The organism is Streptomyces sp. NPDC048664 (assembly GCF_040650555.1).
Lineage (GTDB): Bacteria > Actinomycetota > Actinomycetes > Streptomycetales > Streptomycetaceae > Streptomyces.
This window is the reverse complement of sequence record NZ_JBEZHK010000021.1, coordinates 100,311-122,340: the sequence shown is the minus strand read 5'-3', so window position 1 is coordinate 122,340 and position 22,030 is coordinate 100,311. Positions and strand designations below refer to the sequence as shown.

The 22,030-nt window shown below is 71.0% G+C and carries 21 protein-coding genes; 6 read left to right on the top strand and 15 right to left on the bottom strand.

Going from position 1 to position 22,030, the window contains the following annotated elements:
• Positions 1-44: 44 nt before the first annotated feature.
• Entirely contained in the window at positions 45-797 is a 753-nt protein-coding gene (locus AB0C59_RS22795; RefSeq protein ID WP_363007336.1) for an MBL fold metallo-hydrolase, read from the bottom strand.
• 246 nt (positions 798-1,043) lie between these two features.
• Here AB0C59_RS22795 and AB0C59_RS22790 point away from each other — a divergent pair, with 246 nt between their 5' ends.
• Positions 1,044-1,496: a type II toxin-antitoxin system PemK/MazF family toxin gene (locus AB0C59_RS22790; RefSeq protein ID WP_363007334.1), complete on the top strand. Its 453-nt coding sequence runs from the start codon at positions 1,044-1,046 to the stop codon at positions 1,494-1,496.
• A 32-nt stretch (positions 1,497-1,528) separates the two neighbouring features.
• Here AB0C59_RS22790 and AB0C59_RS22785 read toward each other — a convergent pair whose 3' ends face one another.
• From AB0C59_RS22785 to clpS, 8 genes are all read right to left on the bottom strand, one after another.
• The gene (locus AB0C59_RS22785; RefSeq protein WP_363007332.1) at positions 1,529-2,074 is read right to left on the bottom strand and encodes a hypothetical protein; all 546 of its coding nucleotides are present in this window, start codon (positions 2,072-2,074) and stop codon (positions 1,529-1,531) included.
• 95 nt (positions 2,075-2,169) lie between these two features.
• The gene (locus AB0C59_RS22780) at positions 2,170-4,251 is read right to left on the bottom strand and encodes a putative Ig domain-containing protein (protein ID WP_363007330.1); all 2,082 of its coding nucleotides are present in this window, start codon (positions 4,249-4,251) and stop codon (positions 2,170-2,172) included.
• 457 nt (positions 4,252-4,708) lie between these two features.
• On the bottom strand, positions 4,709-5,659 hold the full coding sequence (locus AB0C59_RS22775; protein WP_363007328.1) for a cysteine synthase: 951 nt from the start codon (positions 5,657-5,659) through the stop codon (positions 4,709-4,711).
• Positions 5,660-5,664: 5 nt separating this feature from the next.
• Positions 5,665-5,943, bottom strand: a complete 279-nt coding sequence (locus tag AB0C59_RS22770; protein WP_363007327.1) for a MoaD/ThiS family protein — start codon at positions 5,941-5,943, stop codon at positions 5,665-5,667.
• Positions 5,944-6,279: 336 nt separating this feature from the next.
• A complete protein-coding gene (locus AB0C59_RS22765) occupies positions 6,280-6,702 on the bottom strand; it encodes a M67 family metallopeptidase (RefSeq protein ID WP_363007325.1) in 423 nt (140 codons plus the stop codon).
• 87 nt (positions 6,703-6,789) lie between these two features.
• On the bottom strand, positions 6,790-8,238 hold the full coding sequence (locus AB0C59_RS22760) for an amino acid permease (protein WP_363007323.1): 1,449 nt from the start codon (positions 8,236-8,238) through the stop codon (positions 6,790-6,792).
• Positions 8,239-8,648: 410 nt separating this feature from the next.
• On the bottom strand, positions 8,649-9,284 hold the full coding sequence (locus AB0C59_RS22755) for a DUF2017 domain-containing protein (RefSeq protein ID WP_363007321.1): 636 nt from the start codon (positions 9,282-9,284) through the stop codon (positions 8,649-8,651).
• Positions 9,285-9,295: 11 nt separating this feature from the next.
• A complete protein-coding gene (gene clpS / locus AB0C59_RS22750; RefSeq protein WP_363007319.1) occupies positions 9,296-9,613 on the bottom strand; it encodes an ATP-dependent Clp protease adapter ClpS in 318 nt (105 codons plus the stop codon).
• A gap of 119 nt (positions 9,614-9,732) precedes the next feature.
• Here clpS and AB0C59_RS22745 point away from each other — a divergent pair, with 119 nt between their 5' ends.
• Together AB0C59_RS22745 and AB0C59_RS22740 are read left to right on the top strand one after the other, a co-directional pair.
• Positions 9,733-11,061: a nicotinate phosphoribosyltransferase gene (locus tag AB0C59_RS22745; protein WP_363007317.1), complete on the top strand. Its 1,329-nt coding sequence runs from the start codon at positions 9,733-9,735 to the stop codon at positions 11,059-11,061.
• 283 nt (positions 11,062-11,344) lie between these two features.
• A complete protein-coding gene (locus AB0C59_RS22740; protein WP_363007315.1) occupies positions 11,345-11,932 on the top strand; it encodes an isochorismatase family protein in 588 nt (195 codons plus the stop codon).
• A gap of 20 nt (positions 11,933-11,952) precedes the next feature.
• Here the strand turns inward: AB0C59_RS22740 and AB0C59_RS22735 are convergent, their stop codons facing one another.
• Together AB0C59_RS22735 and AB0C59_RS22730 are read right to left on the bottom strand one after the other, a co-directional pair.
• A complete protein-coding gene (locus AB0C59_RS22735; RefSeq protein WP_363007313.1) occupies positions 11,953-12,291 on the bottom strand; it encodes a hypothetical protein in 339 nt (112 codons plus the stop codon).
• 170 nt (positions 12,292-12,461) lie between these two features.
• Positions 12,462-14,792 carry an immune inhibitor A domain-containing protein gene (locus AB0C59_RS22730; RefSeq protein WP_363007311.1) on the bottom strand — a complete coding sequence of 777 codons (2,331 nt, stop codon included), beginning with the start codon at positions 14,790-14,792 and terminating at the stop codon, positions 12,462-12,464.
• A 404-nt stretch (positions 14,793-15,196) separates the two neighbouring features.
• On the opposite strand from AB0C59_RS22730, the gene AB0C59_RS22725 reads away from it, so the two are divergent.
• Positions 15,197-15,535, top strand: a complete 339-nt coding sequence (locus AB0C59_RS22725) for a hypothetical protein (protein WP_363007309.1) — start codon at positions 15,197-15,199, stop codon at positions 15,533-15,535.
• A 33-nt stretch (positions 15,536-15,568) separates the two neighbouring features.
• Here AB0C59_RS22725 and AB0C59_RS22720 read toward each other — a convergent pair whose 3' ends face one another.
• On the bottom strand, positions 15,569-16,423 hold the full coding sequence (locus tag AB0C59_RS22720; protein WP_363007307.1) for an RDD family protein: 855 nt from the start codon (positions 16,421-16,423) through the stop codon (positions 15,569-15,571).
• A gap of 54 nt (positions 16,424-16,477) precedes the next feature.
• The gene (locus tag AB0C59_RS22715; RefSeq protein ID WP_363007305.1) at positions 16,478-18,010 is read right to left on the bottom strand and encodes an RDD family protein; all 1,533 of its coding nucleotides are present in this window, start codon (positions 18,008-18,010) and stop codon (positions 16,478-16,480) included.
• A 272-nt stretch (positions 18,011-18,282) separates the two neighbouring features.
• Here AB0C59_RS22715 and AB0C59_RS22710 point away from each other — a divergent pair, with 272 nt between their 5' ends.
• The gene (locus AB0C59_RS22710) at positions 18,283-18,726 is read left to right on the top strand and encodes an SsgA family sporulation/cell division regulator (protein ID WP_363007303.1); all 444 of its coding nucleotides are present in this window, start codon (positions 18,283-18,285) and stop codon (positions 18,724-18,726) included.
• Between the two features lie 32 nt (positions 18,727-18,758).
• Here AB0C59_RS22710 and AB0C59_RS22705 read toward each other — a convergent pair whose 3' ends face one another.
• Together AB0C59_RS22705 and hppD are read right to left on the bottom strand one after the other, a co-directional pair.
• Entirely contained in the window at positions 18,759-20,165 is a 1,407-nt protein-coding gene (locus AB0C59_RS22705) for an FAD-linked oxidase C-terminal domain-containing protein (RefSeq protein ID WP_363007301.1), read from the bottom strand.
• A 104-nt stretch (positions 20,166-20,269) separates the two neighbouring features.
• Positions 20,270-21,415 (bottom strand): 4-hydroxyphenylpyruvate dioxygenase, encoded by a 1,146-nt coding sequence (gene hppD, locus AB0C59_RS22700; RefSeq protein WP_363007299.1) that lies wholly within the window; start codon positions 21,413-21,415, stop codon positions 20,270-20,272.
• A gap of 126 nt (positions 21,416-21,541) precedes the next feature.
• On the opposite strand from hppD, the gene AB0C59_RS22695 reads away from it, so the two are divergent.
• Complete coding sequence (locus AB0C59_RS22695) at positions 21,542-22,021, top strand: Lrp/AsnC family transcriptional regulator (protein ID WP_363007297.1); 480 nt, start codon at positions 21,542-21,544, stop codon at positions 22,019-22,021.
• The last annotated feature ends 9 nt before the right edge of the window (positions 22,022-22,030 follow it).

The window sequence follows — 22,030 nt, the reverse complement described above, 5'->3', positions numbered from 1 at the left end:
GGCCCCCGGAGCATCGTGCTCCGGGGGCCGCGGCCTCGTGCGTCTCAGATCTCGTACGTCGCCCTGGGCGTCGCCAGCTCCACCGGGCCGTAGTAGGCCGCGCGGGCGTCCGCGAGGTTGACCTGCGGGTCCGTCCACGGCGGGATGTGGGTCAGGACCAGGCGCCGGGCGCCGGCGCGGGTGGCGGTCTCGCCCGCCTCACGGCCGTTGAGGTGGAGGTCCGGGATGGCTTCCTTGCCGTGGGTGAACGCGGCCTCGCACAGGAAGAGGTCCGTGTCGCGGGCCAGTTCGTCCAGGGCCTCGCACCGGCCGGTGTCGCCCGAGTAGGTGAGCGACCTGCCGTCGTGCTCGACCCGGATGGCGTAGGCCTCCACGGGGTGGCACACCCGTTCGGTGTGGACGGTGAAGGGGCCGATCTCGAACGTGCCCGGCTTGACCGTGTGGAAGTCGAAGACCTCGCTCATCGAGGACGACGAGGGGGTGTCGGCGTAGGCGGTGGTCAGTCGCTGTTCGGTGCCCTCGGGTCCGTGGACCGGGATCGGGGCCGCGCGGCCGCCGTCGTGGCGGTAGTAGCGCGCGACGAAGTACCCGAGCATGTCGATGCAGTGGTCGGCGTGCAGATGGCTGAGGAAGATCGCGTCGAGGTCGTAGAGACCGCAGTGGCGCTGCAGCTCGCCCAGGGCGCCATTGCCCATGTCGAGGAGCAGCCGGAAGCCGTCGGCCTCGACGAGGTAGCTCGAACAGGCCGATTCCGCGGACGGAAACGACCCCGAGCAGCCGACGACGGTGAGCTTCATAAAGCCGGAACCTCCGCGTGGCAGAAAGTGCAGAAGGCAGGGACGGGAACGGTGACGGGGGTCGTGCGGTCCGTTGAGCGTAAGGCGCGGAGGGGCGGGTCGCTCCTTTGCCAGGGGCCGTTGTGGGCGAACTCACCTGTGGTGTCACCGGTTCGGCTGGACCAGGGGGGCGTAGGAAGCGCGTTGGGGCGCGCGGGGTGTGTGAAGCGCGGGCGATGCGCCGGAGGCGCCGGTACCGTCGTCCGTATGGACACGTCCTGGTGGCCGGCGCTGGCGGCGGTCGTGCTGCTCGCGCTGGTCGCGACGCTGGTGGACGGGTGGGGGCGCGGGCACCGCCGCCGCCGCGGTGGGGCGCGTGCGCCGGGGCCGGGGCACGGGCGTGAGGGGGTGCATCCCCGGCCGGCCGAGATCTGGTGGGCGAACGTGCCGTGCGAGGGGCGCGGCGGGGGCAGGGACCGGCCGTGCCTGGTGCTGGCGGTGCACGGGGGCAGTGCGACGGTCGCGAGGATCACCAGCCGGTACCGGGACGAGGGGGCCGGGGTGATCCCGCTGCCGCCCGGGACGGTGGCCGACGTCCACGGGCGGCCCAGCTTCCTGGTGACCGACGAGGTGCGGGACGTGCCGTTGGGCGCGTTCCGGCGGCGGGTGGGGGTGGTGGATCCCCTGCTGTGGGATCAGGTCCGCTACCTGGCCGGGTGAGTCAGGGGGCTACGGGAAGGGGCGGACGGCGCTCAGCTCGCCGCCACCGTCACCGTCGCCGTCCATTCCTCGATGCCCTGGCAGGACACCTTGCCCTTGTGCTTGGGGCACAGCGGGCGGGTGGCGGTCAGGTGGACCGTGCCGGTGCCGGCCGCGGTGAAGGCGGCGGTGGCGTCGCCGGGCTGCAGGACGATGCCGGCGTTGGTGGCCTTCAGCGCGTCACCGGTGGCCTTGACGGGGGTCCAGGGCCGGTCCTTGGTGCCGTCCAGGGTGAGGTCGATCTTGCCGCCCTCGGCCAGGCAGACGGTGTGGCCCTTGTCCTTCGCGGACAGCTCGAGCCGGGGTGCGCAGCCGGACGGCTTCGACGGTGCGGTGGACGCCGGGCGCGAGGGGGTCGCCGGATCGCTGCCCGCCGTCCCGGAGCTCTTGTCGCTGCCGCATCCGGCGAGGAGCAGTGCGGCCGCGACGCCGAGGCCGGCGGTGACGGCGGTGGTGCGGGGGAGCGTCTGGAACGTCGTACGGCGCATGGGGGGAGTGCCGCCTTTCCGGTACTGGTCGCTGTACTGGTCACTTGTCATGGGTATGACGTATCTGCGGCCGATCCGGATCCCATGGCACCACGAGGGGGCCCCGGCCGCACGTGGCGGCCGGGGCCCTGTGGCTCGGTGACGGCTCAGCCGGTCGTGACGGCGGTGTCGTCCAGGACGAAGCTGGTCTGCTGGGAGGAGTCCTCCACACCGCTGAACTTCAGGGTGATCGTGGACCCGGCGTAGGACGACAGGTCGAAGGACTTCTGGGCGTAGCCGGAGGCGGCGTTGAGGTTCGAGTACGTCGCCAGGGTCTTGGAGCCGGCGGTGACCGTGAGCTTGTCGTACTGGGTGGTCTTGGTGGTCTCCGCCGTGTCGACGTGCAGGTAGAAGGTGAAGGTGGCCTTGCAGCCGGACGGGATGGTCACCGACTGGGACACGGTGTCGGTGTGCGAGGAGCCGTAGCCGTCGAGCCATGCCTTGTAGGAGCCGCTGTGGGCCGCCTCACCGCTGTCGTTGGTGATGACGCCGCTGGAGGCGGTCCAGGAGGTGTTGCCCGACTCGAAGCCCGCGTTGCCCAGGAGCTGCGAGGAGGAGCAGGTGCCGCCGCCACCGGTGCCGACGGTCCAGGTGAAGGAGGTGGAGCCCGAGGCGCCGGTGGAGTCCTTGGCGGTGACGGTGACCTGGTAGGTGCCCGCGGTGGACGCGGTGCCGGAGATCAGGCCGGTCGAGCTGTTGATCGACAGGCCGGTCGGCAGCCCGGTCGCGCTGTAGGTGAGGGACGCGCCCGCGCTGTCGGAGGCCGAGATCTGGAGGCTGACCGAACCGCCGGTGGTGGTGGACTGGCTGCCCGGGTTGGTGACGGACACGGTGTTGCCGGAGGTGCTGCCCGCGGTGAAGGCGGTCAGGCCGTTGGGGGTGCCCCAGCCGGTCGGGCCGTCGTAGCCGGTGCCCGCGGTGCAGAAGTACGAGGTGGAGCAGCTGCCGTTGTTGCCGCTGGTCACGTCGTACAGGTTGCCGGTGTGCTGGTAGGGGTACTTCGACGGGTAGTCGGCGCTGCCCGGGGTGCCCGCGAGGGCGTAGACGCCGGCGATGATCGGGGCGGAGGCGCTGGTGCCGCCGTAGACCGCCCAGCCGGAGCCGCCGTAGGTGTCGTAGACGGCGACGCCGGTGGCCGGGTCGGCGACCGCGGAGACGTCGGACTCCATGCGCTTGGAGCAGCCGCTGTCGGTCTGCCAGCTCGGCTTGGCGTCGTAGGCGGAGCAGCCGGAGCCGGTGCCCTCGCTGCTGCTGGTCTTCCACACGGACTCGGTCCAGCCGCGGGAGTTCGAGGAGGTGCTCAGCGCGGTGCCGCCGACGGCGGTCACGTACTGGGAGGTGGCGGGGTACTCGGCGCCGTAGTCCTCGTCACCCGCGGAGACGGTGATCGCGACGCCCGGGTGCTTGAAGTACTGGGTGTCCTCGCTGGTCTGGGACGAGGTCTCGGACCCGCCCCAGCTGTTGGAGACGAACTTGGCGCCCAGCGTGACGGCCTCGTTCTCGGCGGTGCCGAGGTCGCTGTCGTTGGCGGAGCTCGCCTCGACGAGGGTGATGTTGCAGTTGGGGCAGACGGCGCTGACCATGTCGACGTCGAGCATCTCCTCGCCGGCCCAACCGCTGTCGTTGGTGGGCAGCGAGGTGGTCGAGCCGGTCTGGCTGACCTGCTTGAAGCAGCCGTTGGCCTTGGTGCAGGCGGACAGGCCGAACTGCGAGCGGTAGGTGGCGAGGTCCGACTCGGCGTTGGGGTCGTTGAAGGCGTCGACCACCGCGACGGTCAGACCGCTGCCGCCGGTCGTGGGCAGGTTGTAGGCGCTGTGGAGGTTGGCCGGGCTCAGGCCGGAGGGTGCGGCCGCGGCCAGGGCGGCGGCGAGCTGCTGCTTGATGTCGGTACGCCGCTGGGCGAAGCAGGACGCCTGGCCCGCGGCCGGCGTCGCGCACAGGTGCTCGGTCGGGACCTTCTGGCCCGCCTTGCCCGTGCTGTGGACGGCCTGGGCCGAGGGGGACGTCAGTGCCTGGGAGTTCTGGGTGGCGCGGGAGGGGTGCGAGGAGTGCGCGGTGTCGATCGCGCTCTGGGCCCCGGCGGCGGGTGCCGCCACGAAGCCCGCGACGGTGAGGGAGAGTGCCGGGAACGCGATGCTCAGGAGTCTTCGAGGACTCCTGCGCCGCTTGCTCGGGCGTGACTCACGCATGAGGTGTTGCCTCTCTCGGTTTGAGGCCGGCGCCGCGCGTGGCCTGGGTGGGGCCGTACGCGGAACCACAGCCGGAAGTGGGGGTTCACAAGCTGGGTGACACGCCGTGACGCGCGTAGCGGCGGTGGGACACACGTCATGAACATGACACTATTGCTGACACACCTTGCACGTCCGGCACATCCGATGCATCGGACACTCAGGACGCCGGGAACACGCCCTGTGAACTCCGATGAACGTGACATGACAGCGTGCGGCCAGAACGTAACCCGCCGGGAAGGAGGGCGGGCAGTGGCGCGTGGAGATCTTTGCCGGTCCGTGGAAAGCGCTTAGCCCCCTCATAGGAGGGGGTTGGCGCGCACAAGGGTTGTCCGGATGACGATCGTTGACTAGGTGCTCACCCAACCGGCCCTCATCGGGGCGGAGTCGGGGATCGGGGGCCGCGGCCCCCGGAGCGTCACGCCCAGAGCTGGCCCTGGAGCGTCTCGATGGCGTCCTCGGTGGTGGCCGCCGTGTAGACGCCCGTCGACAGGTACTTCCACCCGCCGTCCGCCACGATGAACACGATGTCGGCGCTCTCACCGGCCTTGACGGCCTTCTGGCCGACCCCGATCGCGGCGTGCAGCGCGGCGCCCGTGGAGACGCCGGCGAAGATGCCCTCCTGCTGGAGGAGTTCACGGGTACGGGTCACCGCGTCCGCGGACCCGACCGAGAACCGGGTGGTGAGGACCGAGGCGTCGTACAGCTCGGGCACGAAGCCCTCGTCCAGGTTCCGCAGACCGTAGACCAGGTCGTCGTAGCGGGGTTCCGCCGCCACGATCCGCACGTCCGGCTTGTGCTCGCGCAGATAGCGGCCGACGCCCATCAGCGTGCCGGTGGTGCCCAGTCCGGCCACGAAGTGCGTGAGCGAGGGCAGGTCCGCGAGGATCTCGGGGCCGGTCGTCGCGTAGTGGGCGCCCGCGTTGTCCGGGTTGCCGTACTGGTAGAGCATCACCCAGTCGGGGTGCTCGGCCGCCAGTTCCTTGGCGACGCGCACGGCCGTGTTGGAGCCGCCCGCGGCCGGGCTGGGGATGATCTCGGCGCCCCACATGCCCAGCAGGTCCCGGCGCTCCTGCGAGGTGTTCTCCGGCATCACGCACACCATGCGGTAGCCCTTGAGCTTCGCCGCCATGGCCAGGGAGATGCCCGTGTTGCCGGAGGTGGGCTCCAGGATGGTGCAGCCGGGGGTGAGCCGGCCGGCCTTCTCCGCCTGCTCGATCATGTGCAGCGCGGGGCGGTCCTTGACCGAGCCGGTCGGGTTGCGGTCCTCCAGCTTGGCCCAGATGCGGACGTCGGAGGACGGCGACAGCCGCGGCAGGCGCACCAGAGGGGTGTTGCCCACCGCGGCCAGCGGGGAGTCGTAGCGCATCCGGATCAGACCATGCCGCCGGCGACAGCCGGCAGGATCGTCACGTTGTCGCCGTCGGCGACCTTGGTGTTGATGCCGTCGAGGAAGCGGACGTCCTCGTCGTTGAGGTAGACGTTCACGAAGCGGCGCAGCTCGCCGCCGTCCACGATGCGGGCCTGGATGCCCGTGTGCCGGGTCTCCAGGTCGGCGAGCAGCTCGGCGAGGGTCTCCCCGTTGCCCTCGACGGCCTTCTGGCCGTCGGTGTACTGGCGGAGGATGGTGGGGATGCGGACCTCGATGGCCATGACGGTGGGCTCCTGTCGGAAAAGGGGTTCGTCGATTCGGTGTGGGCGCGCGAAGAGGGTGCCCCCGGGATCGGCATGGGGGCGCGCCGCGGCTACGGCCGTACGGCGGGCGGAGCGGTACGTCGACAGAGGGTGCTGTTCAGCCTGCACAGGTCGACGTGCAGCCGCGCCACGAGCGGGACGCCCGGCGTTATCTCGCACACGTCGTTCAGAACCATGCGCTCATCGTATCGATTCCTGGTCCGGGTTCCGGGATGTGATCTCAGATGACGAACACCCAGTGACCGTCTGCTGAGATGCGGTGACCGATCGCCGAGGTCGGCGGGGCGGCGGGGGTCAGGAGGCCGGCACGACCTCGACGTCCTCCTCCGTCACCTCGCCCTCCACGATCCGGAACGAGCGGAACTGGAAGGGGCCCGCACCGTCGGCGTCGGCGGTCGAGACGAGGACGTAGTGCGCGCCCGGCTCGTTGGCGTAGGAGATGTCGGTGCGGGAGGGGTAGGCCTCGGTCGCCGTGTGGGAGTGGTAGATGACCACCGGCTCCTCGTCGCGGTCGTCCAGTTCCCGGTACAGCTTGAGCAGGTCCCCGGAGTCGAACTCGTAGAACGTGGGCGAGCGGGCCGCGTTCAGCATCGGGATGAAGCGCTCGGGCCGTCCCGAGCCCACCGGGCCGGCGACCACGCCGCACGCCTCGTCGGGGTGGTCCTCGCGCGCGTGGGCGACGATCTGGTCGTACAGGGCCTTGGTGATGGTCAGCATGAGCGTCAGGATAAGCAGAAGGGCCGCTTCGTACCGAGGGATGGTACGAAGCGGCCCACATGCTGAGCTATCGCGGTGGCATCGGCCTCAGCCGACGTTCTCCAGCTCCGGCTCGCGGCGCTGGGTGATCTGCGGGTTGCGGGCCTTCAGCACCATCCAGCCGATGCCGAGGGCGACCGCCCAGCCCGCCATCACGTACAGGCAGACACGGGAGTCCTTGTCGTAGGCGATCAGGCCGGTGACGAACAGCAGGAACACGATCGCGATCCAGCTGCACACCGAGCCGCCGGGCGCCGGGAAGGGCGAGGCGGGCAGCCGGCCCGCGCGGACCGCGCGGCGGTACATGACATGGCTGATCAGGATCATCATCCAGGCCCAGATGCCGGCCGCGGTGGCCACCGAGGTGACGTAGCCGAAGGCCTTCTCCGGGACGAGGTAGTTGAGGACCACGCCGATGGCCATGAAGACGACCGAGATGGTGATGCCGAGGGCCGGGGTCTTGGACGCCGACAGCTTGCCGACCGCCTTCGGGGCCTCGCTGTTGTCCGCGAGGGTGCGCAGCATGCGACCGGTGGAGTACATGCCCGAGTTGCAGGAGGACAGGGCGGCCGTCAGTACCACGAAGTTGACGATGGCCGCGCCCGCCGGGATGCCGATCTCGGCGAAGGCCTTGACGAACGGGCTCTGCCCCTCGGAGAACTCGGTCCACTTCACCACGCACAGGATCACGGTGAGGGCGCCGACGTAGAAGATCGCGATGCGCCAGGGCAGGGTGTTGATCGCCTTGGGCAGGGTCTTCTCCGGGTTCTCCGACTCGCCGGCCGTCACACCGACCAGCTCGACGGCGAGGTAGGCGAACATGACCCCCTGGAGGGTCATCAGCGAGGACCCGATGCCGTGCGGGAAGAGGCCGTCGAACTGCCAGAGGTTGGAGACCGAGGCGGTGTCGCCGGCGGAGCTGAAGCCGAAGGTCAGCACGCCGAGACCGATGACGATCATGCCGATGAGCGCGGTGACCTTGACCATCGAGAACCAGAACTCGAGCTCGCCGAACAGCTTCACCGAGATCAGGTTGGCCCCGAAGAGCACCACCAGGAAGACCAGGGCCGTCACCCATTGCGGGATGGACGGGAACCAGTAGTTCACGTAGATCGCGGCGGCCGTCAGCTCGGCCATGCCGGTGACCACCCACATCAGCCAGTACGTCCAGCCGGTGAAGTAGCCGAAGAACGGGCCGAGGAACTCCCGGGCGTACTCCGCGAAGGAGCCCGAGACCGGGCGGTACAGGAGCAGCTCGCCGAGCGCCCGCATGATGAAGAAGATGATCACGCCCGCGAGGGCGTACATGAAGATGAGACTGGGACCGGCCTTGGCGATGTTGCCGCCGGCCTTCAGGAAGAGTCCGACGCCGATGGCGCCGCCGATCGCGATCATCTGGACCTGACGGCTGCCGAGCCCGCGCTCGTACCCCTCCTCGGGGGCGCCGCCCACGGCCTCACTGCCGTCGTACTGCTTGCCGACCTGCGATGAGGTCATGTTGGTGCGCCTTTCTCCACGCCGTTCCGAGCCAGTCAGTCGCCTGGCGTCGGCCCGTTGTCCGAACCCCCCGGATGTGATGGAGCTGTGCCTGGCCGGCGGTCCGCCGGCTCGGTGGCGCACCCGACCGGACCTGGGTGGTGTCCTGTCGGGCGGTCGTGAAGATGTATCACGGCCGCACCATTGATCGGCCGGAGGCGTTGTGGCGCACGACACAGGAAGAACCGGACAACAACCACCTGAACGGCCATATCAGGCCACAGCGGTGACGCGATCGTTATCCGGATTTGAGCGTCCGCTGAGCGAACGGCAGGTCACGGTCCGGCACTCACCCATGCCGCGCACATATCCACATGCCGCCGCATGTCGCCCCGCACCCCCAGGACGGGGTGGGGGCGCTCGGGGCGTGCTCAGGGCATGAGGGTCGCCACGAGGGTCTCCTGGAGACCGCCGAGCCACAGATAGGCCATCACCATCGGCTTGCGCGGGTCCTCGTCCGGCAGCCGGAAGAGCTGCTCCGTGTCGTCCTCGTCGGCGACCTCGAGGCGGGAGCCGATCGCGAGGCGCAGGTCGTTCAGCGCGCCGAGCCAGCGCTCGGACTCCTCGCGCGACAGCTTGAGGACGCCACCGCTCTCGCCGCCGCTCCCCCCGCCGGTCGCCCCCCGCTCCGAGGAGGCGAGCGAGTCCAGGGAGCGGATCACCGCGAGGGCGTCCTCGCGTTTGCGGGCGCGCAGGTCGTTCTCGGTGAAGCGGCGGAACTCGGCGGAGTGCTCGCGCCGCTCCTCGGCCTCCCCGGGCGAGGCCCGCTCAGCGTCCGGGCCGCCGTACGCGTCGGGGAACAGCCGGCGCAGCACCGGGTCGGAGGGCGGTTCGCTGGGGCCCTCCGCGAAGAGCTCGGCGAGCGGGTCCTCGCCGCCCTCGGGCGCGGTGCCGGGGCCGACAAGTTCCAGCAGCTGCACGGCGAGCGAGCGGATGATGGAGATCTCGACGTCGTCGAGTGCGACGGAGGCGCCGCCGCCGGGGAGCGCTTCGAAGTGTCCTGACATCGGGGAGTTCGCTACTTCCGGTCCTGCTGGAGGGTGGCCCACAAACCGTATCCGTGCAGCGCCTGCACATCGCGTTCCATCTCCTCGCGACTGCCGCTGGAGACGACCGCCCGGCCCTTGTGGTGGACGTCGAGCATGAGCTTGGTGGCCTTGTCCTTCGAGTAGCCGAAGTACGCCTGGAAGACATACGTCACGTAGCTCATCAGGTTGACCGGGTCGTTGTGGACGATCGTCACCCACGGGACATCGGGTTCGGGTACGGCGAACTCTTCCTCCGCCGACTCTGTCTTTTCGATCTCTAGGGGTGCGGGAGCCGTCACACGGCCCATGCTGCCATCACACGGCAGGGCGCGCACACATGGGCACCGTCGCGGCCCCGCCGGCCCCGTCCGGACACTCCGCGGATCGAAATCGTCAGTCTGACGAAATGGGAGTACGATCGACGGTCATGAACACTGCGGACCTTGGGCTGCCGGTGGACGTGCCCTCCACTGCGCTCTTCACCGACCACTACGAGCTGACGATGCTGCGGGCCGCCCTGGAGGCGGGCAGCGCCGAGCGGCGCTCCGTCTTCGAGGTCTTCACCCGGCGGCTGCCCGAGGGCCGCCGCTACGGTGTCGTGGCCGGGACGGGGCGCGTCCTGGACGCGGTCGAGAACTTCCGCTTCGACGGGGGCGTGCTGGCCTTCCTGCGGGAGCGCGGCGTCGTGGACGACAGGACCCTGCAGTGGCTCGCCGGCTACCGCTTCACCGGTGACATCTGGGGCTACCCGGAGGGCGAGGTGTACTTCCCGGGCTCGCCGGTCCTGCGCGTGGAGGGCTCCTTCGCGGAGTGCGTGCTGCTGGAGACCGTCGTCCTGTCCATCCTCAACCACGACTCCGCCGTGGCAGCCGCCGCCTCCCGCATGTCGTCCGCCGCCGACGGCCGGCCGCTGATCGAGATGGGCGCCCGGCGCACCCACGAGCTCGCCGCGGTGGCCGCCGCGCGGGCCGCGTACGTCGGCGGCTTCACCACCACCTCGGACCTGGCCGCGGGCTTCCGGTACGGCATCCCGACGGTCGGGACGTCCGCGCACGCCTTCACCCTGCTGCACGACACCGAGCGGGGCGCCTTCCGGGCCCAGGTCGAGTCGCTGGGCCGGGGCACCACCCTGCTCGTGGACACCTACGACGTCACCGAGGCGGTACGGATCGCCGTGGAGGTCGCCGGGCCCGAACTGGGCGCGGTGCGCATCGACTCCGGTGATCTGCTGCTGGTCGCGCACCGGGTGCGGCGGCAGCTGGACGAGCTGGGCGCGACCGGGACGAAGATCGTCGTCACCTCCGATCTGGACGAGTACGCCATCGCGTCGCTGCGCGCCGCGCCGGTGGACGCGTACGGGGTGGGCACCCAGCTGGTGACGGGGTCGGGGCATCCGACGTGCTCGATGGTGTACAAGCTCGTCGCCCGCGCCGAGTCGTCGGACCCCGCGGCACCGCTGGTGCCGGTGGCGAAGAAGTCGGTGGGCGGGAAGTCGTCCGTCGGTGGACGCAAGTGGGCGGCGCGGCGGCTGGACGAGCACGGGGTGGCGCAGGCCGAGGTGATCGGCACCGGGCCGGTCCCGGCGGACCTCGTGGACCGGCAGCTGCTGGTCCAGCTGGTCAAGGGCGGCCAGGTGGTGGCCCGCGAGCCACTGGACACCGCACGGGGCCGCCACAGGACCGCGCGCTCCGGCCTGCCCCTGTCGGCCACCCAGCTCTCCCGCGGCGAGCCGGTCCTACCGACCGACTACATCTGACACCCCACGCCCGATGGGGACGCGGGGAACGGCACGAGTCCCCCGATCAACCCGCACCTCCCAGGGGCGCGGGGAACCGCGCAAACCCCCCGACCGACCCGCACGGAACACCCCACCGCACCACCCCCCCCCAGGGGCGCGGGGAACTGCGCGGAACCCCGTCACGCCCCCGCACGGACCCCCGCCGCCCCCGTCACGCCCCCTCCCGTCCGGCCCCCGGAGTCTCTACGCTCGATGGGTCGACAGGACTCCCCCGACCGCGCCGAGCCGAAGGACACCGATCATGCGCCGCGCCCTGATCGTCGTAGACGTGCAGAACGACTTCTGTGAAGGCGGCAGCCTCGCGGTGGCGGGAGGTGCGGACGTGGCCGCCGCGATCACCGAGCTGATCGGGCAGGCCCCGGCCGGCTACCGCCATGTCGTCGCCACCCGGGACCACCACATCGCACCCGGCGGCCACTTCGCCGACAACCCGGACTACGCCCACTCCTGGCCCGCGCACTGCGTGGCGGGCACGGAGGGCGTGGGCTTCCATCCCAACTTCGCCCCCGTGGTCGCCTCGGGCGCCGTCGACGCCGTGTTCGACAAGGGGGCGTACTCGGCGGCGTACAGCGGCTTCGAGGGCGTCGACGAGAACGGGGAGACGCTCGGGGACTGGCTGCGGTCGCGCCGGGTCGACGAGGTCGATGTCGTGGGGATCGCCACGGACCACTGCGTGCGCGCCACCGCGCTGGACGCCGCGCGGCTGGGCCTGCGCACCCATGTGCTGCTCGACCTGACGGCCGGGGTGGCCCAGGAGAGCACGGACCGGGCGCTGGAGGAGCTGCGGCAGGCCGGGGTGGAGCTGTCGGGCAAGCCCGTCGTCTCCTGACCCCGCCGCTCCACGGGGCGCTACGACGCCCGCGCGGCCGTCTCCCGCCTGCGCAGCGCCCTGATCGGGTGCCACAGCTCCTGGGGCGGCTCCTGGCCCGCCCCGCCGGGGGCCGTGCGCCATATCAGGCCGTCGGGATGGTGCAGGACGGCCGTCACCTCGTCGGGCGTCGGCGGGGCCGCGTTGCCGCGCAGGTACACCGCCCGCATGCCCAGGTTGCGCAGCCGGGTCAGCGCCCTGGCGCGGTTCTGGGCGAGCACGAGCACGCGGACGAATCCGCTGCCCGAGCCCGTGCTGGGCAGGTTCAGAGCGACCACCACGCTGCCGTTCGGCAGCTTGCAGAAACCTCCTGCGGCCATCGTGTGTCACACCCCCGTGAGACCTGGTGTCAATAAGTCGGCTACAGGACGCACCTAAACACGATCGGCCGCGACCCGCTAGAGGGCCACGGCCGATCATGCTCTGACCTGCGAAAACAAGGTTCAGTTTGTGAGCATCACCACGCCGGACATGATCGTCCGGGGGTTCGCTACTTCGACGGGGTGACCGCGACCGTCAGTACGGAGCCGTCCCGCGTCTGGTGCGTCAGCCGGATCCTGGTGTGGGTGTCCGGCACCTTGACGCCCGCGTACGGGGTCTCGGTGGAGTAGTACGTGCCCCTGTGGTCGTCGAAGACCGGGACGCCGGGCCGGCTCTTGATCTTCACGGCCACGCCGTTGTTGTGGAGCGTGAGCGCGTCCGTGCGGCTGAGGCTGAACGGGGAGTCGAAGCTCTGGACGCGGACGGGCATGTACGTGCCGTCCGCCCACTTCAGCGGCTTCGCGTTCGCGTCGACCGGCAGGATCAGGCCCTCGCCCGGGTGGGCGCTGACGTTGTTGTCGGACTGCGAGGTGTCCCACAGCCAGATCAGCAGACCGTTCTGGTACGCGTAGTGCTCGACCCAGTTCGCCTTGGTGTTCCGGAAGCCGAAGTTGTACGGGCCGACCTTGAGGGTCTTGTCGTACGACACGTACTGGCGGTTCTCGGCGATGTAGTACTGCGGGAACTCGCCGCTGAAGGACGCGCCCTTGATCGAGAAGCCGCTCGGCGTCCAGGTGCCGGTGCCGTTCTCGGCGCCGTCGGTGAAGAGGGCCGCGCCGTCGGCGGTGATGGTGATGTCGTCGGCCGTGAAGCCCTTCTGCGCGACACCGGTGTCGGTGGTGTAACGGAAGCGCAGCTTGACCTTCTTACCGGCGTAGGCGTCGAGCGGGTAGACCAGGTCGGCGTACTTGTCGAGGGTGCCGGTCAGGACCGGCGCGCCGCTGGCGTCGCGCGGGATCGCGGCGCCGTTGACCGTGCCGTCCAGCGCCTTCCAGGTGGCGCCGCCGTCGCTGGAGACCTCCGTGTAGAGGAAGTCGTAGTCCTTCTCGATGTCGTAGTAGCCCTTGAGGGACAGCGAGGCCGACGTCCTGCCCGTCAGGTCGACGTCACGGGTCAGGGTGTTGTTGAGCCCGTTGCCGCTGCCGCTCCACCACTGGTACGAGCCGCTCGCCGGGGGGATCAGCTGCGTGGTGACGGTCTTCTTCGGCAGGGTGACGACCAGGGCCTGCGGGTTCTTGGTGTTGTACTCCGAGTACCCGATCCTCGCCGTGGACTTGGCGCCGGCGGTCGCGGTCTTGTAGTTCAGCCAGCCCAGCTGGAGCTTGTCCCAGGCGGTGAAGTCGCCGGGGGTGTCGCCGATGCTGTTCTTGCCCGTGCCGAGCCAGGAACCGGAGGACATCAGGTCCCAGAAGCCGGTGGAGTTGTCGGCGGCACCGGTGGTGTCGTAGTTGTCCGGCAGGCCGAGGTCGTGGCCGTACTCGTGGGCGAAGACGCCGAGTCCGCCGTTCTCCGGCTGGATGGTGTAGTCGCCGACCCAGACGCCGGTGCCGCCGATCGGGGTGCCGCCGAGCTTGTTGCCCTCGGGGCCGGTCTTGCCCGCGTCCGTGCCGTACGCGTACCAGCGGTGGGCCCAGATGGCGTCCTCGCCCTGCGCGCCGCCGCCCGCGGACTCGTCCTCACCGGCGTGCACGATCTGGAAGTGGTCGATGTAGCCGTCGGGCTCGTTGAAGTTGCCGTCGCCGTCGTGGTCGTACCGGTCCCACTTGTCGTACTGGGATATCTCGGCCTTGACCTGGGCGTCGCTCTCGCCCTCGGCCTTGCGGTCGGCGACCCACTTGTTCAGGGCGTCGGTGACCAGGTTCCAGGCGCAGGTGGAGCACTTGTTGGAGCCGTAGCGGGCCTCGTTGTAGTCGACCTTGACCCAGTCCTGGACCGTGCCGTCGACCGAGTACCGGCCGGAGGAGGCCTTCTCGTAGAACTGCTTGAGGGACGTCTTGCGCTTGTCCTTGGAGAAGTACAGGTCCTGGTAGTGCGCGCGGTTGTAGTCCGCCTGCCAGGCCGTGCTGTTGTCCTTGGAGCGGTCGGGCTTGGCGATCTGGTTGTGCGCCGGGCCGGCGGTGCCGCCGTACTGCGGCATCGTCTTGTCCCCGAACTCCGCGAGGATGGTGAAGATCTTGTCGGTCCGCTCGCGGGCCAGTTCGACGTACTTGCCGTTCGCGAGCTTCACCACCTTCGAGGAGCCCCGGTTCGCGACGGCGGCCTTGCCGGTGATGACCCGGTTCAGCGCCTCCTCGCGCTGAGCGTCCTGGGTCTTGCTCAACGGGCCGTCGAAGTCGTGCTTCCGGCTGTTCACCGGCTGCGGATCGTGCCGGTTCGCGGCGGCGGTCCGCGGGCCGCTCTGCCCACCCGCGGCCACGGCGGACGCGGACAAACCGGCGGTGGCCGCCGCGATCGCGACGAGGGTCGCGCCCGCTCTGAACGTCCAGGATCTGCCTGTCACTTGGAATCCTCCCCGACGCGCCGACCTGGGCGCGCGACGGAGGAGTCCTGGTCATGGAGGGTGCGCGCCCGGTGTGCACGTGTGTCAAGTGACGACATTTGACCGGAGGTTTAAGAGAAAAGACAGATCTTGACTTGGACATACCAAGTGCATTAATGGATCGAGGCGTTCGCTATGCGCACCGTGTGGCAGCGCGACGCCCGGCGCGCACATCCGGCGAGGTGGCAGGGGGGTATGACCCTGTGCGCCCCCTGTGCACCGGCACCGTGCGTCGGGTCACGCTTACCGGCCGTTCCCCTCGGGCATGCAGGCGAATAGAGTCCGACGTTGTCCGCCCCTCCCCCACCGCAGGAGACACACGTCGCAGGAGGCACGAGGGGAGGCCCCCACCCCGAGGAATGGCCATGCCTCGTCCCAACGCCGCACAGCTCGCCTACGGTTGCTGCACCGTGATCCTCTCGACGCTCGCCATGCTGCTGCTGTCACGGACGAGTTCGGTCCTCGGCATCACCGTGATCGCCCTCGCGGCGCTCGCGCTCGGGCTTCTGGTCGCCCTGACGGTCCCGCTGCCGAAGTCCGCGTCGGCCGGGGCGGTGCGGCGGCGCGGGGGCGGCCGGCGTGCGGGCGGGCGCGCGTCGGCGCCGGCGTCCACGACGACGCCGGCGCCGGTGGGGTCCCCGCGCGCGAAGGCCCATGAGTCCGTGCACGCGTCCGAGTCCGTGCACGAACCGGCGAACTCCTGAGCGGTGGGGCCTTCGTGGACGCCCCGGTGTCCGCTACGACGGCCCGGTGCTGACCTCCACCGTCCTGGCCGCCTTGTCGTGCAGCCCCTGCTTGTAGGGCTTGTCGAAGAAGCTCCAGCCGCCGCAGATCGCGGTCCACACGCAGGCGCAGCAGAACGCGAAGGGCAGCCACAGCACCGCCGCGCGGATCAACGAGGCCTGGACGGACGGGGTGGAGCCGTCCTTGAGGTTGGCGACGCGCATGTTCAGCAGCTTCTTGCCGAGCGTCTGTCCCGACCGGGCGATCAGGATCGTGTCGTAGGCGACGTAGAGCACGGCGGCGATGATCGACTGGCCCAGCGACCGGCCCGTGTCCACGTTGTCGGCGTTGATGTCGTACTCGGCGGTGTGGAACGCCAGCGACAGCAGCAGGACGACGATCCCGACGATGATCATGTCGATGATCCGCGCGAGCACACGCTTGCCGCCGTCCGCGAGCGGGGGCATTCCGGCGAGCGGGTCCGCGTCACCGCCGCCGTACGGGCCGTGGGGCCCCGCGCCGCCGCCGTAGGGACCCGAGGCGCCGCCGTAGGGACCCGAGGCGCCGCCGTAGGGGCCTGATCCCGGTGCCCCTCCCGGCGGCGGAGGGCCGCCGGGGGCACCGTACGGAGGGGGCGTGCCGTAGGGGTCGCCGGAGCCGGGCGGGGGCGTGCCGTGGGGAGGCTGCCCCGGTGGCGGCCCGGGCGTGCCGTGGGGAGGCCCTCCGGGGGCCGGGGGCTCGCCGCCGGCCGGCGTGCCCCAGTGCGGCTCCGCGCCACCGCCCCGGGACGGCGGGGGCGGGGGCGGCTTCCGGAACGGGTCGTCGTCCGGGGAGTCTCCTGAGCCGGGGGGCGGCGGTTCGGTGCTCATGGCCCGAGTCGACCGCGAACCCCCCGTCTCCGCATCCGTACAGGGCCGTCCGGGTCAGCCCGCCACGAAGGTGTGGGCCGCCTTGTCGTGCCAGCACTGGTGCCAGGGGCGGTCGAACAGGCACCACAGGACGCCGACGACGCCGACGGCGACGAGGCCGGGGACGCTGTAGACGAGCCAGCGGCGCAGGGCCGGGCCGAAGGACGGTGGCTCGTGGGCCTCGATGTCGCGCACCTCGATGCCGCACAGCCTCTTGCCGAGCGTGCGGCCCCATCGGGCGGTGGGCAGCACCTCGTAGAGGACGCCGAAACCGAGGAGGACCGCGAGCACGACGCCGAGGTACACGGAGGTGGTCCCGTCGAGCAGCCAGACGGTGACGGTCTGGCCGGACAGCTTCGCCGCGTCGATCTTGTCGTTGATGTGGTCGATGGCCTTGGTGCCCAGCGGCACCGCGGCGACGCCCGTGACGGCCGCGAGCACCAGGGTGTCCAGGAGCCGGGCGGCCAGCCGCTTGCCGAGCCCCGCCGGACGGACCGCGGCCTGGGCTCTGGCGGCCGCCTGGAACGGGTCGTCCACCGGCGGCTTCCAGGGGGCGACGGGCCCCTCGCCCTGGGCTTCCGGGTCGGCGAGCCGGTGCACCTGCTGGGCCCAGGAGGGCTGGCCGCCGCCGGGGCCCGCGGTCAGGGGCGCGGCGGCCGGGGAGGCGGACTGCTGCGGGACGGCGGCCTGTTGCGGCTGCGGCTGCTGGGGTTGCTTCGCCTGCCGCGGCTGCGCGGAGTGCTGCGGAGCGGACCGCTGCGGGGCGGGACTCGGGTTCGGGTTCGGGAGCTGCGGCTTCGGGAGCTGCGGGTCCAGGCCCAGGGCCTGGCGGGCGGCGGCGGTCTGAGCGCTCGGGTCGCGCTGCCCCTGAGCGGGCCCGGGCGCCGCCGCACCCCCGCTCCGCTCGCCCGCGCGCGGGGTGAGCGCGCGGAAGGCCATGGTGCCCTCGGCGGCGTCCCTGGCTCCGGGGGCCTCCTCGCGGGCCTGCCGCCGGAAGACCACCGTGCCCTCCGGCCCCGGGGAGGCACCGGAGTCGGTGGCGGCCTCGGGCTCGGCGGGCGGGATCATCGCGGTCCCGTCCATCCGGGTCACCGTGCCGTCGGGGCGTCCGGCGAGCGCGGAGCGGGGGTCCCCCGCCGCGCCCCAGGAGACCCGGTCCTGTTCGCGGCCGAAGCCCGTCTGCCGGGAGCGGTCGGCGCCCCAGGCAGAGGCGGGCTCGGGGCGGCTGCCGTGCTGCGACGCGGCGGGGCCCGGGGCGGCCGGGCCCTCCGCCGGGTCCTCGTCGAAGAAGTGCGGGCCGGTCTCCTCCACGGCGGGCCGTGCCGCGGGCGCCCCCTGCTGCGGAAGCGGAACGGGCGCGGCGGCGTGCGCGACGGGCTGGGCACCCGGCGGCGGGGACAGCGGCAGGCCGTCGCTGGGTGCCGGGCGGCTGGTGCCCGGCACCCAGGCCACACCGTTCCAGTACCGGACATATCCAGGAATGGAAGGATCCGGGTAGTAGCCCTCGCGGGGCCTGTCGTCACCGGATGCCGGGGTGGGGGCGCTCATGTCCGTCGTCCCGTATCTGCTCGGGGAGTCATGTGGACATCCACATCTATCAGAACCAGGGTGACAGTACCGCCGCTCCGCCCGGAGCCATCCCGTTCCGGGCGGCGACGTGCAGGTCCTTCGCAGACTCGGAAGGATTCGGACCTCACCCAAAAGGAAACGCTCTCTCGGAGGAACTCGGCGGGACTCGCGTAATGCCTCCCCGCCGGCCCGCTCTCACTCGTATGGGCCAGCCCGTCGGCGGCCCTGGTACCCGAGAGGAGCGGCGTCCCGTGAACACCGTGGTGGAATGCGAGCTGGAGCTCGAACTCATCGTGTCGCCCGAGTGCAGCGTCCCTGTCCGGGCCAGGCTGGCCTACCGCGCCGACGACCCGTACGCGGTGCACGTCACCTTCCACATCGCCCCCGGCCACGCGGTGGGGTGGGCCTTCGCCCGGGACCTGCTGGTGGAAGGGGTGTTCCGGCCGTGCGGCGAGGGTGACGTGCGGGTGTGGCCGACGAAGGTCGGGGGCCGGGACGTGGTCCTGATGGCCCTGAGTTCACCGGACGGCGACGCCCTGCTGGAGGCGCCCGCGCTCCCGGTGGCGCTGTGGCTGGAGCGCACGCTCCGCGTGGTGCCCCCGGGCACGGAGACGGCGCTGCTCGGCATGGACAGGGCCGTCACCGAACTCCTCAGCCGCTCCCAGGAGGGCGCCCCGGCCGCGGACGAGGAGTGAGCGCGCAGGGGGGCGCCGCCTCCCTGGCCCCGTCAGAACACCTTGCCCGGGTTGAGGATGTTCAGGGGGTCGAAGGCGTGCTTGACCGCCTGCTGCATCTCCACTCCCACCGGCCCCAGTTCGCGGGCCAGCCACTCCTTCTTCAGGATGCCCACCCCGTGTTCGCCGGTGATCGTGCCGCCCAGTTCCAGGCCCAGGGCCATGATCTCGTCGAAGGACTCGCGGGCGCGCCGGGACTCGTCCGGGTCCCGGGCGTCGAAGCAGACGGTCGGGTGGGTGTTGCCGTCCCCGGCGTGGGCGCAGACGCCGATGGTGAGCCGGTGCTTCTCGGCGATCCGCTCGACCCCTTCGAGCATCTCGCCGAGCCGGGAGCGGGGCACGCACACGTCGTCGATCATCGTGGTGCCCTTGACCGCCTCCAGCGCCGTGAGCGACAGGCGCCGCGCCTTCAGGAGCAGTTCGGACTCGGCGGCGTCCTCGGCCGGGACGACCTGGGTGGCGCCCGCCGCCTCGCAGAGCGCTCCCACCGCGGCGAGGTCGGCGGCCGGGTCCGGGGTGTCGAAGGCGGCCAGGAGCAGGGCCTCGGTCGACTCCGGCAGCCCCATGCGGGCCAGGGCGTTGACGGCCTTGAGGGTCGTACGGTCCATCAGTTCGAGCAGGGAGGGCGCATGGCCGCCCGTCATGATGCGGCACACCGCGTCGCAGGCGTCGGCCGCGGACGCGAACTCGGCCGCGAGCACGAGTTGCCGGGGCGGCTTCGGCTTCAGGGCGAGGGTCGCCCGGACGACGACACCGAGCGAGCCCTCGGAGCCGACGAAGAGCCGCGTGAGGTCGTAGCCCGCCACGCCCTTGGCGGTGCGGCGGCCGGTGGACATCAGGCGTCCGTCGGCGAGGACGACGTCCAGGCCGAGGACGTACTCGGAGGTGACGCCGTACTTCACACAGCACAGTCCGCCCGAGGCCGTGCCGATGTTGCCGCCGATGGTGCACGTCTCCCAGCTGGAGGGGTCGGGAGGGTAGTGCAGGCCGTGCTCCGCGACGGCGCGGGAGAGCGCGGCGTTGACGACGCCCGGTTCGACCACGGCGACCCGGTCGACCGGGTCGATCTCCAGGATGCGGTCCATCTTGGTCAGGGACAGCGCGATGCAGCCGTCGGTGGTGTTGGCCGCTCCCGACAGGCCGGTGCGGGCCCCCTGCGGTACGACCGGGACACGCAGCGCGGTCGCGGTCCGCAGGACGTGCTGGACCTGCTCGACGGTGCGCGGCAGCACGACCACGGCGGGCGCGCCGGCCGCGCAGAAGCTCGCCATGTCGTTCGCGTACGAGGCGGTGACGCCGGGATCGCTGAGCACGGCCTCGGCGGGCAGTCCGGCCCGCAGGCGGTCGAGCAGGCTGCCGGTGTCCTCGTCGCTGCGGGCTTCGATACGGCTCATGATCACAGCGTCGCACTCCCGGGCGGCGGGGGGAACCCCGCCCGCACCGCCCCCGTTCCCCGTGGTCCGCGAGCCCCCCGTGGAGCTCGCGGAACACGGGGAGTCAGCCCTCAGAGGTTGCCGCGCTTGGCCTGCTCGCGCTCGATGGCCTCGAACAGGGCCTTGAAGTTGCCCTTGCCGAAGCCCATGGAGCCGTGGCGCTCGATGATCTCGAAGAAGACCGTCGGGCGGTCCTGGACCGGCTTGGTGAAGATCTGCAGCAGATAGCCGTCCTCGTCGCGGTCGGCGAGGATCTTCTGCTCCCGCAGGGTCTCGACGGGGACCCGGGTGTCGCCGACCCACTCGCCGAGCGTGTCGTAGTACGAGTCCGGGGTGTCCAGGAACTGCACTCCGGCCGCCCGCATGGTCCGCACCGTGCGCACGATGTCGTTCGTGTTCAGCGCGATGTGCTGGACGCCGGGACCGCCGTAGAACTCCAGGTACTCGTCGATCTGCGACTTCTTCTGGGCGACGGCGGGCTCGTTGATCGGGAACTTGACCTTGAGCGTGCCGTCGGCCACGACCTTGGACATCAGCGCGCTGTACTCGGTCGCGATGTCGTCGCCCACGAACTCCTTCATGTTCGTGAAGCCCATGACCTTGTTGTAGAACTGCACCCACTCGTTCATACGGCCGAGTTCGACGTTGCCCACGCAGTGGTCGATGGCCTGGAAGGTGCGGTGCTCGGGCGGCGCCACCATCGGGTCGGCGGCGGCGAACCCGGGCAGGTAGGGGCCGTCGTAGCCGGTGCGCTCGACCAGCGTGTGGCGGGTCTCGCCGTAGGTGGCGATGGCGGCCATCACGACGACGCCGTGCTCGTCCTTGAGCTCGTACGGCTCGGCGACCGAGGTGGCGCCGTGCTCGATGGCGTACGCGTACGCGGCCCGCGCGTCCGGCACCTCGATGGCGAGGTCGACCACGCCGTCGCCGTGCTCGGCCACGTGCCGCTCCAGGAAGCGGCCCCAGTCGGTGTCGGCCTTGATGACGGAGGTGAGGACGAACCGCGCCGAGCCGTTCTCCAGGACGTACGACGCGGTCTCGCGGCTGCCGTTCTCGGGTCCCGAGTACGCCACGAGCCGCATGCCGAAGGCGGTGGAGTAGTAGTGCGCGGCCTGCTTGGCGTTGCCCACGGCGAAGACGACCGCGTCCATTCCCTTGACCGGGAAGGGGTCGGCCTCACGCGCGGTGTCGGGGGTGTGGTGTGTGGTCTGGGTCATAGACGCAGCCTCACCCCTACTCGCAGGGTGCGCAATAGTTCGTGTTTTGGCTGGGCAATATGTTCAGCGGAACGGCGGACCCGTCGGACGTTCTGTACATGATGACCATCCGGGAGTGCATACGACATGGCGATCGATCATCTGGACGCCCAGCTCATCGTGCTGCTGGCGCGGGAGCCGCGCATCGGGGTGCTGGAGATGTCCCGGCGCCTGGGCGTGGCACGCGGCACGGCGCAGGCGCGGCTGGACCGCCTTCAGTCCAATGGAGTGATCCGGGGGTTCGGCCCCGAGGTCGACCCGGCCGCGCTCGGCTACCCGGTCACCGCGTTCGCGACCCTGGAGATCCGGCAGGGCCAAGGAGCGGACGTGCGGGCCCACTTGGCGACCGTTCCGGAGGTGCTGGAGCTGCACACCACCACCGGCAGCGGGGACATGCTCTGCCGGCTGGTGGCCCGCTCGAACGCCGATCTCCAACGTGTGATCGACCGGGTTGTCGGTTTTGATGGCATCGTCCGGGCCTCCACGGCGATCGTCATGGAGAACGCCGTCCCGCTGCGGATCATCCCGCTGGTGGAGCAGGCGGCGCGGGACCGGGACAGGACGTAGCGGACGGGG

Coding starts and splice junctions, on each gene's coding strand:
- AB0C59_RS22745 (WP_363007317.1), top strand. CDS start 9,733: ATGAACACTGCGGACCTTGGGCTGCCGGTGGACGTGCCCTCCACTGCG.
- AB0C59_RS22775 (WP_363007328.1), bottom strand. CDS start 5,659: ATGCGCTACGACTCCCCGCTGGCCGCGGTGGGCAACACCCCTCTGGTG.
- AB0C59_RS22790 (WP_363007334.1), top strand. CDS start 1,044: ATGGACACGTCCTGGTGGCCGGCGCTGGCGGCGGTCGTGCTGCTCGCG.
- AB0C59_RS22785 (WP_363007332.1), bottom strand. CDS start 2,074: ATGACAAGTGACCAGTACAGCGACCAGTACCGGAAAGGCGGCACTCCC.
- hppD (WP_363007299.1), bottom strand. CDS start 21,415: ATGACCCAGACCACACACCACACCCCCGACACCGCGCGTGAGGCCGAC.
- clpS (WP_363007319.1), bottom strand. CDS start 9,613: ATGGGCCGTGTGACGGCTCCCGCACCCCTAGAGATCGAAAAGACAGAG.
- AB0C59_RS22720 (WP_363007307.1), bottom strand. CDS start 16,423: ATGAGCACCGAACCGCCGCCCCCCGGCTCAGGAGACTCCCCGGACGAC.
- AB0C59_RS22735 (WP_363007313.1), bottom strand. CDS start 12,291: ATGGCCGCAGGAGGTTTCTGCAAGCTGCCGAACGGCAGCGTGGTGGTC.
- AB0C59_RS22765 (WP_363007325.1), bottom strand. CDS start 6,702: ATGCTGACCATCACCAAGGCCCTGTACGACCAGATCGTCGCCCACGCG.
- AB0C59_RS22755 (WP_363007321.1), bottom strand. CDS start 9,284: ATGTCAGGACACTTCGAAGCGCTCCCCGGCGGCGGCGCCTCCGTCGCA.
- AB0C59_RS22715 (WP_363007305.1), bottom strand. CDS start 18,010: ATGAGCGCCCCCACCCCGGCATCCGGTGACGACAGGCCCCGCGAGGGC.
- AB0C59_RS22760 (WP_363007323.1), bottom strand. CDS start 8,238: ATGACCTCATCGCAGGTCGGCAAGCAGTACGACGGCAGTGAGGCCGTG.
- AB0C59_RS22725 (WP_363007309.1), top strand. CDS start 15,197: ATGCCTCGTCCCAACGCCGCACAGCTCGCCTACGGTTGCTGCACCGTG.
- AB0C59_RS22780 (WP_363007330.1), bottom strand. CDS start 4,251: ATGCGTGAGTCACGCCCGAGCAAGCGGCGCAGGAGTCCTCGAAGACTC.
- AB0C59_RS22695 (WP_363007297.1), top strand. CDS start 21,542: ATGGCGATCGATCATCTGGACGCCCAGCTCATCGTGCTGCTGGCGCGG.
- AB0C59_RS22795 (WP_363007336.1), bottom strand. CDS start 797: ATGAAGCTCACCGTCGTCGGCTGCTCGGGGTCGTTTCCGTCCGCGGAA.
- AB0C59_RS22770 (WP_363007327.1), bottom strand. CDS start 5,943: ATGGCCATCGAGGTCCGCATCCCCACCATCCTCCGCCAGTACACCGAC.
- AB0C59_RS22740 (WP_363007315.1), top strand. CDS start 11,345: ATGCGCCGCGCCCTGATCGTCGTAGACGTGCAGAACGACTTCTGTGAA.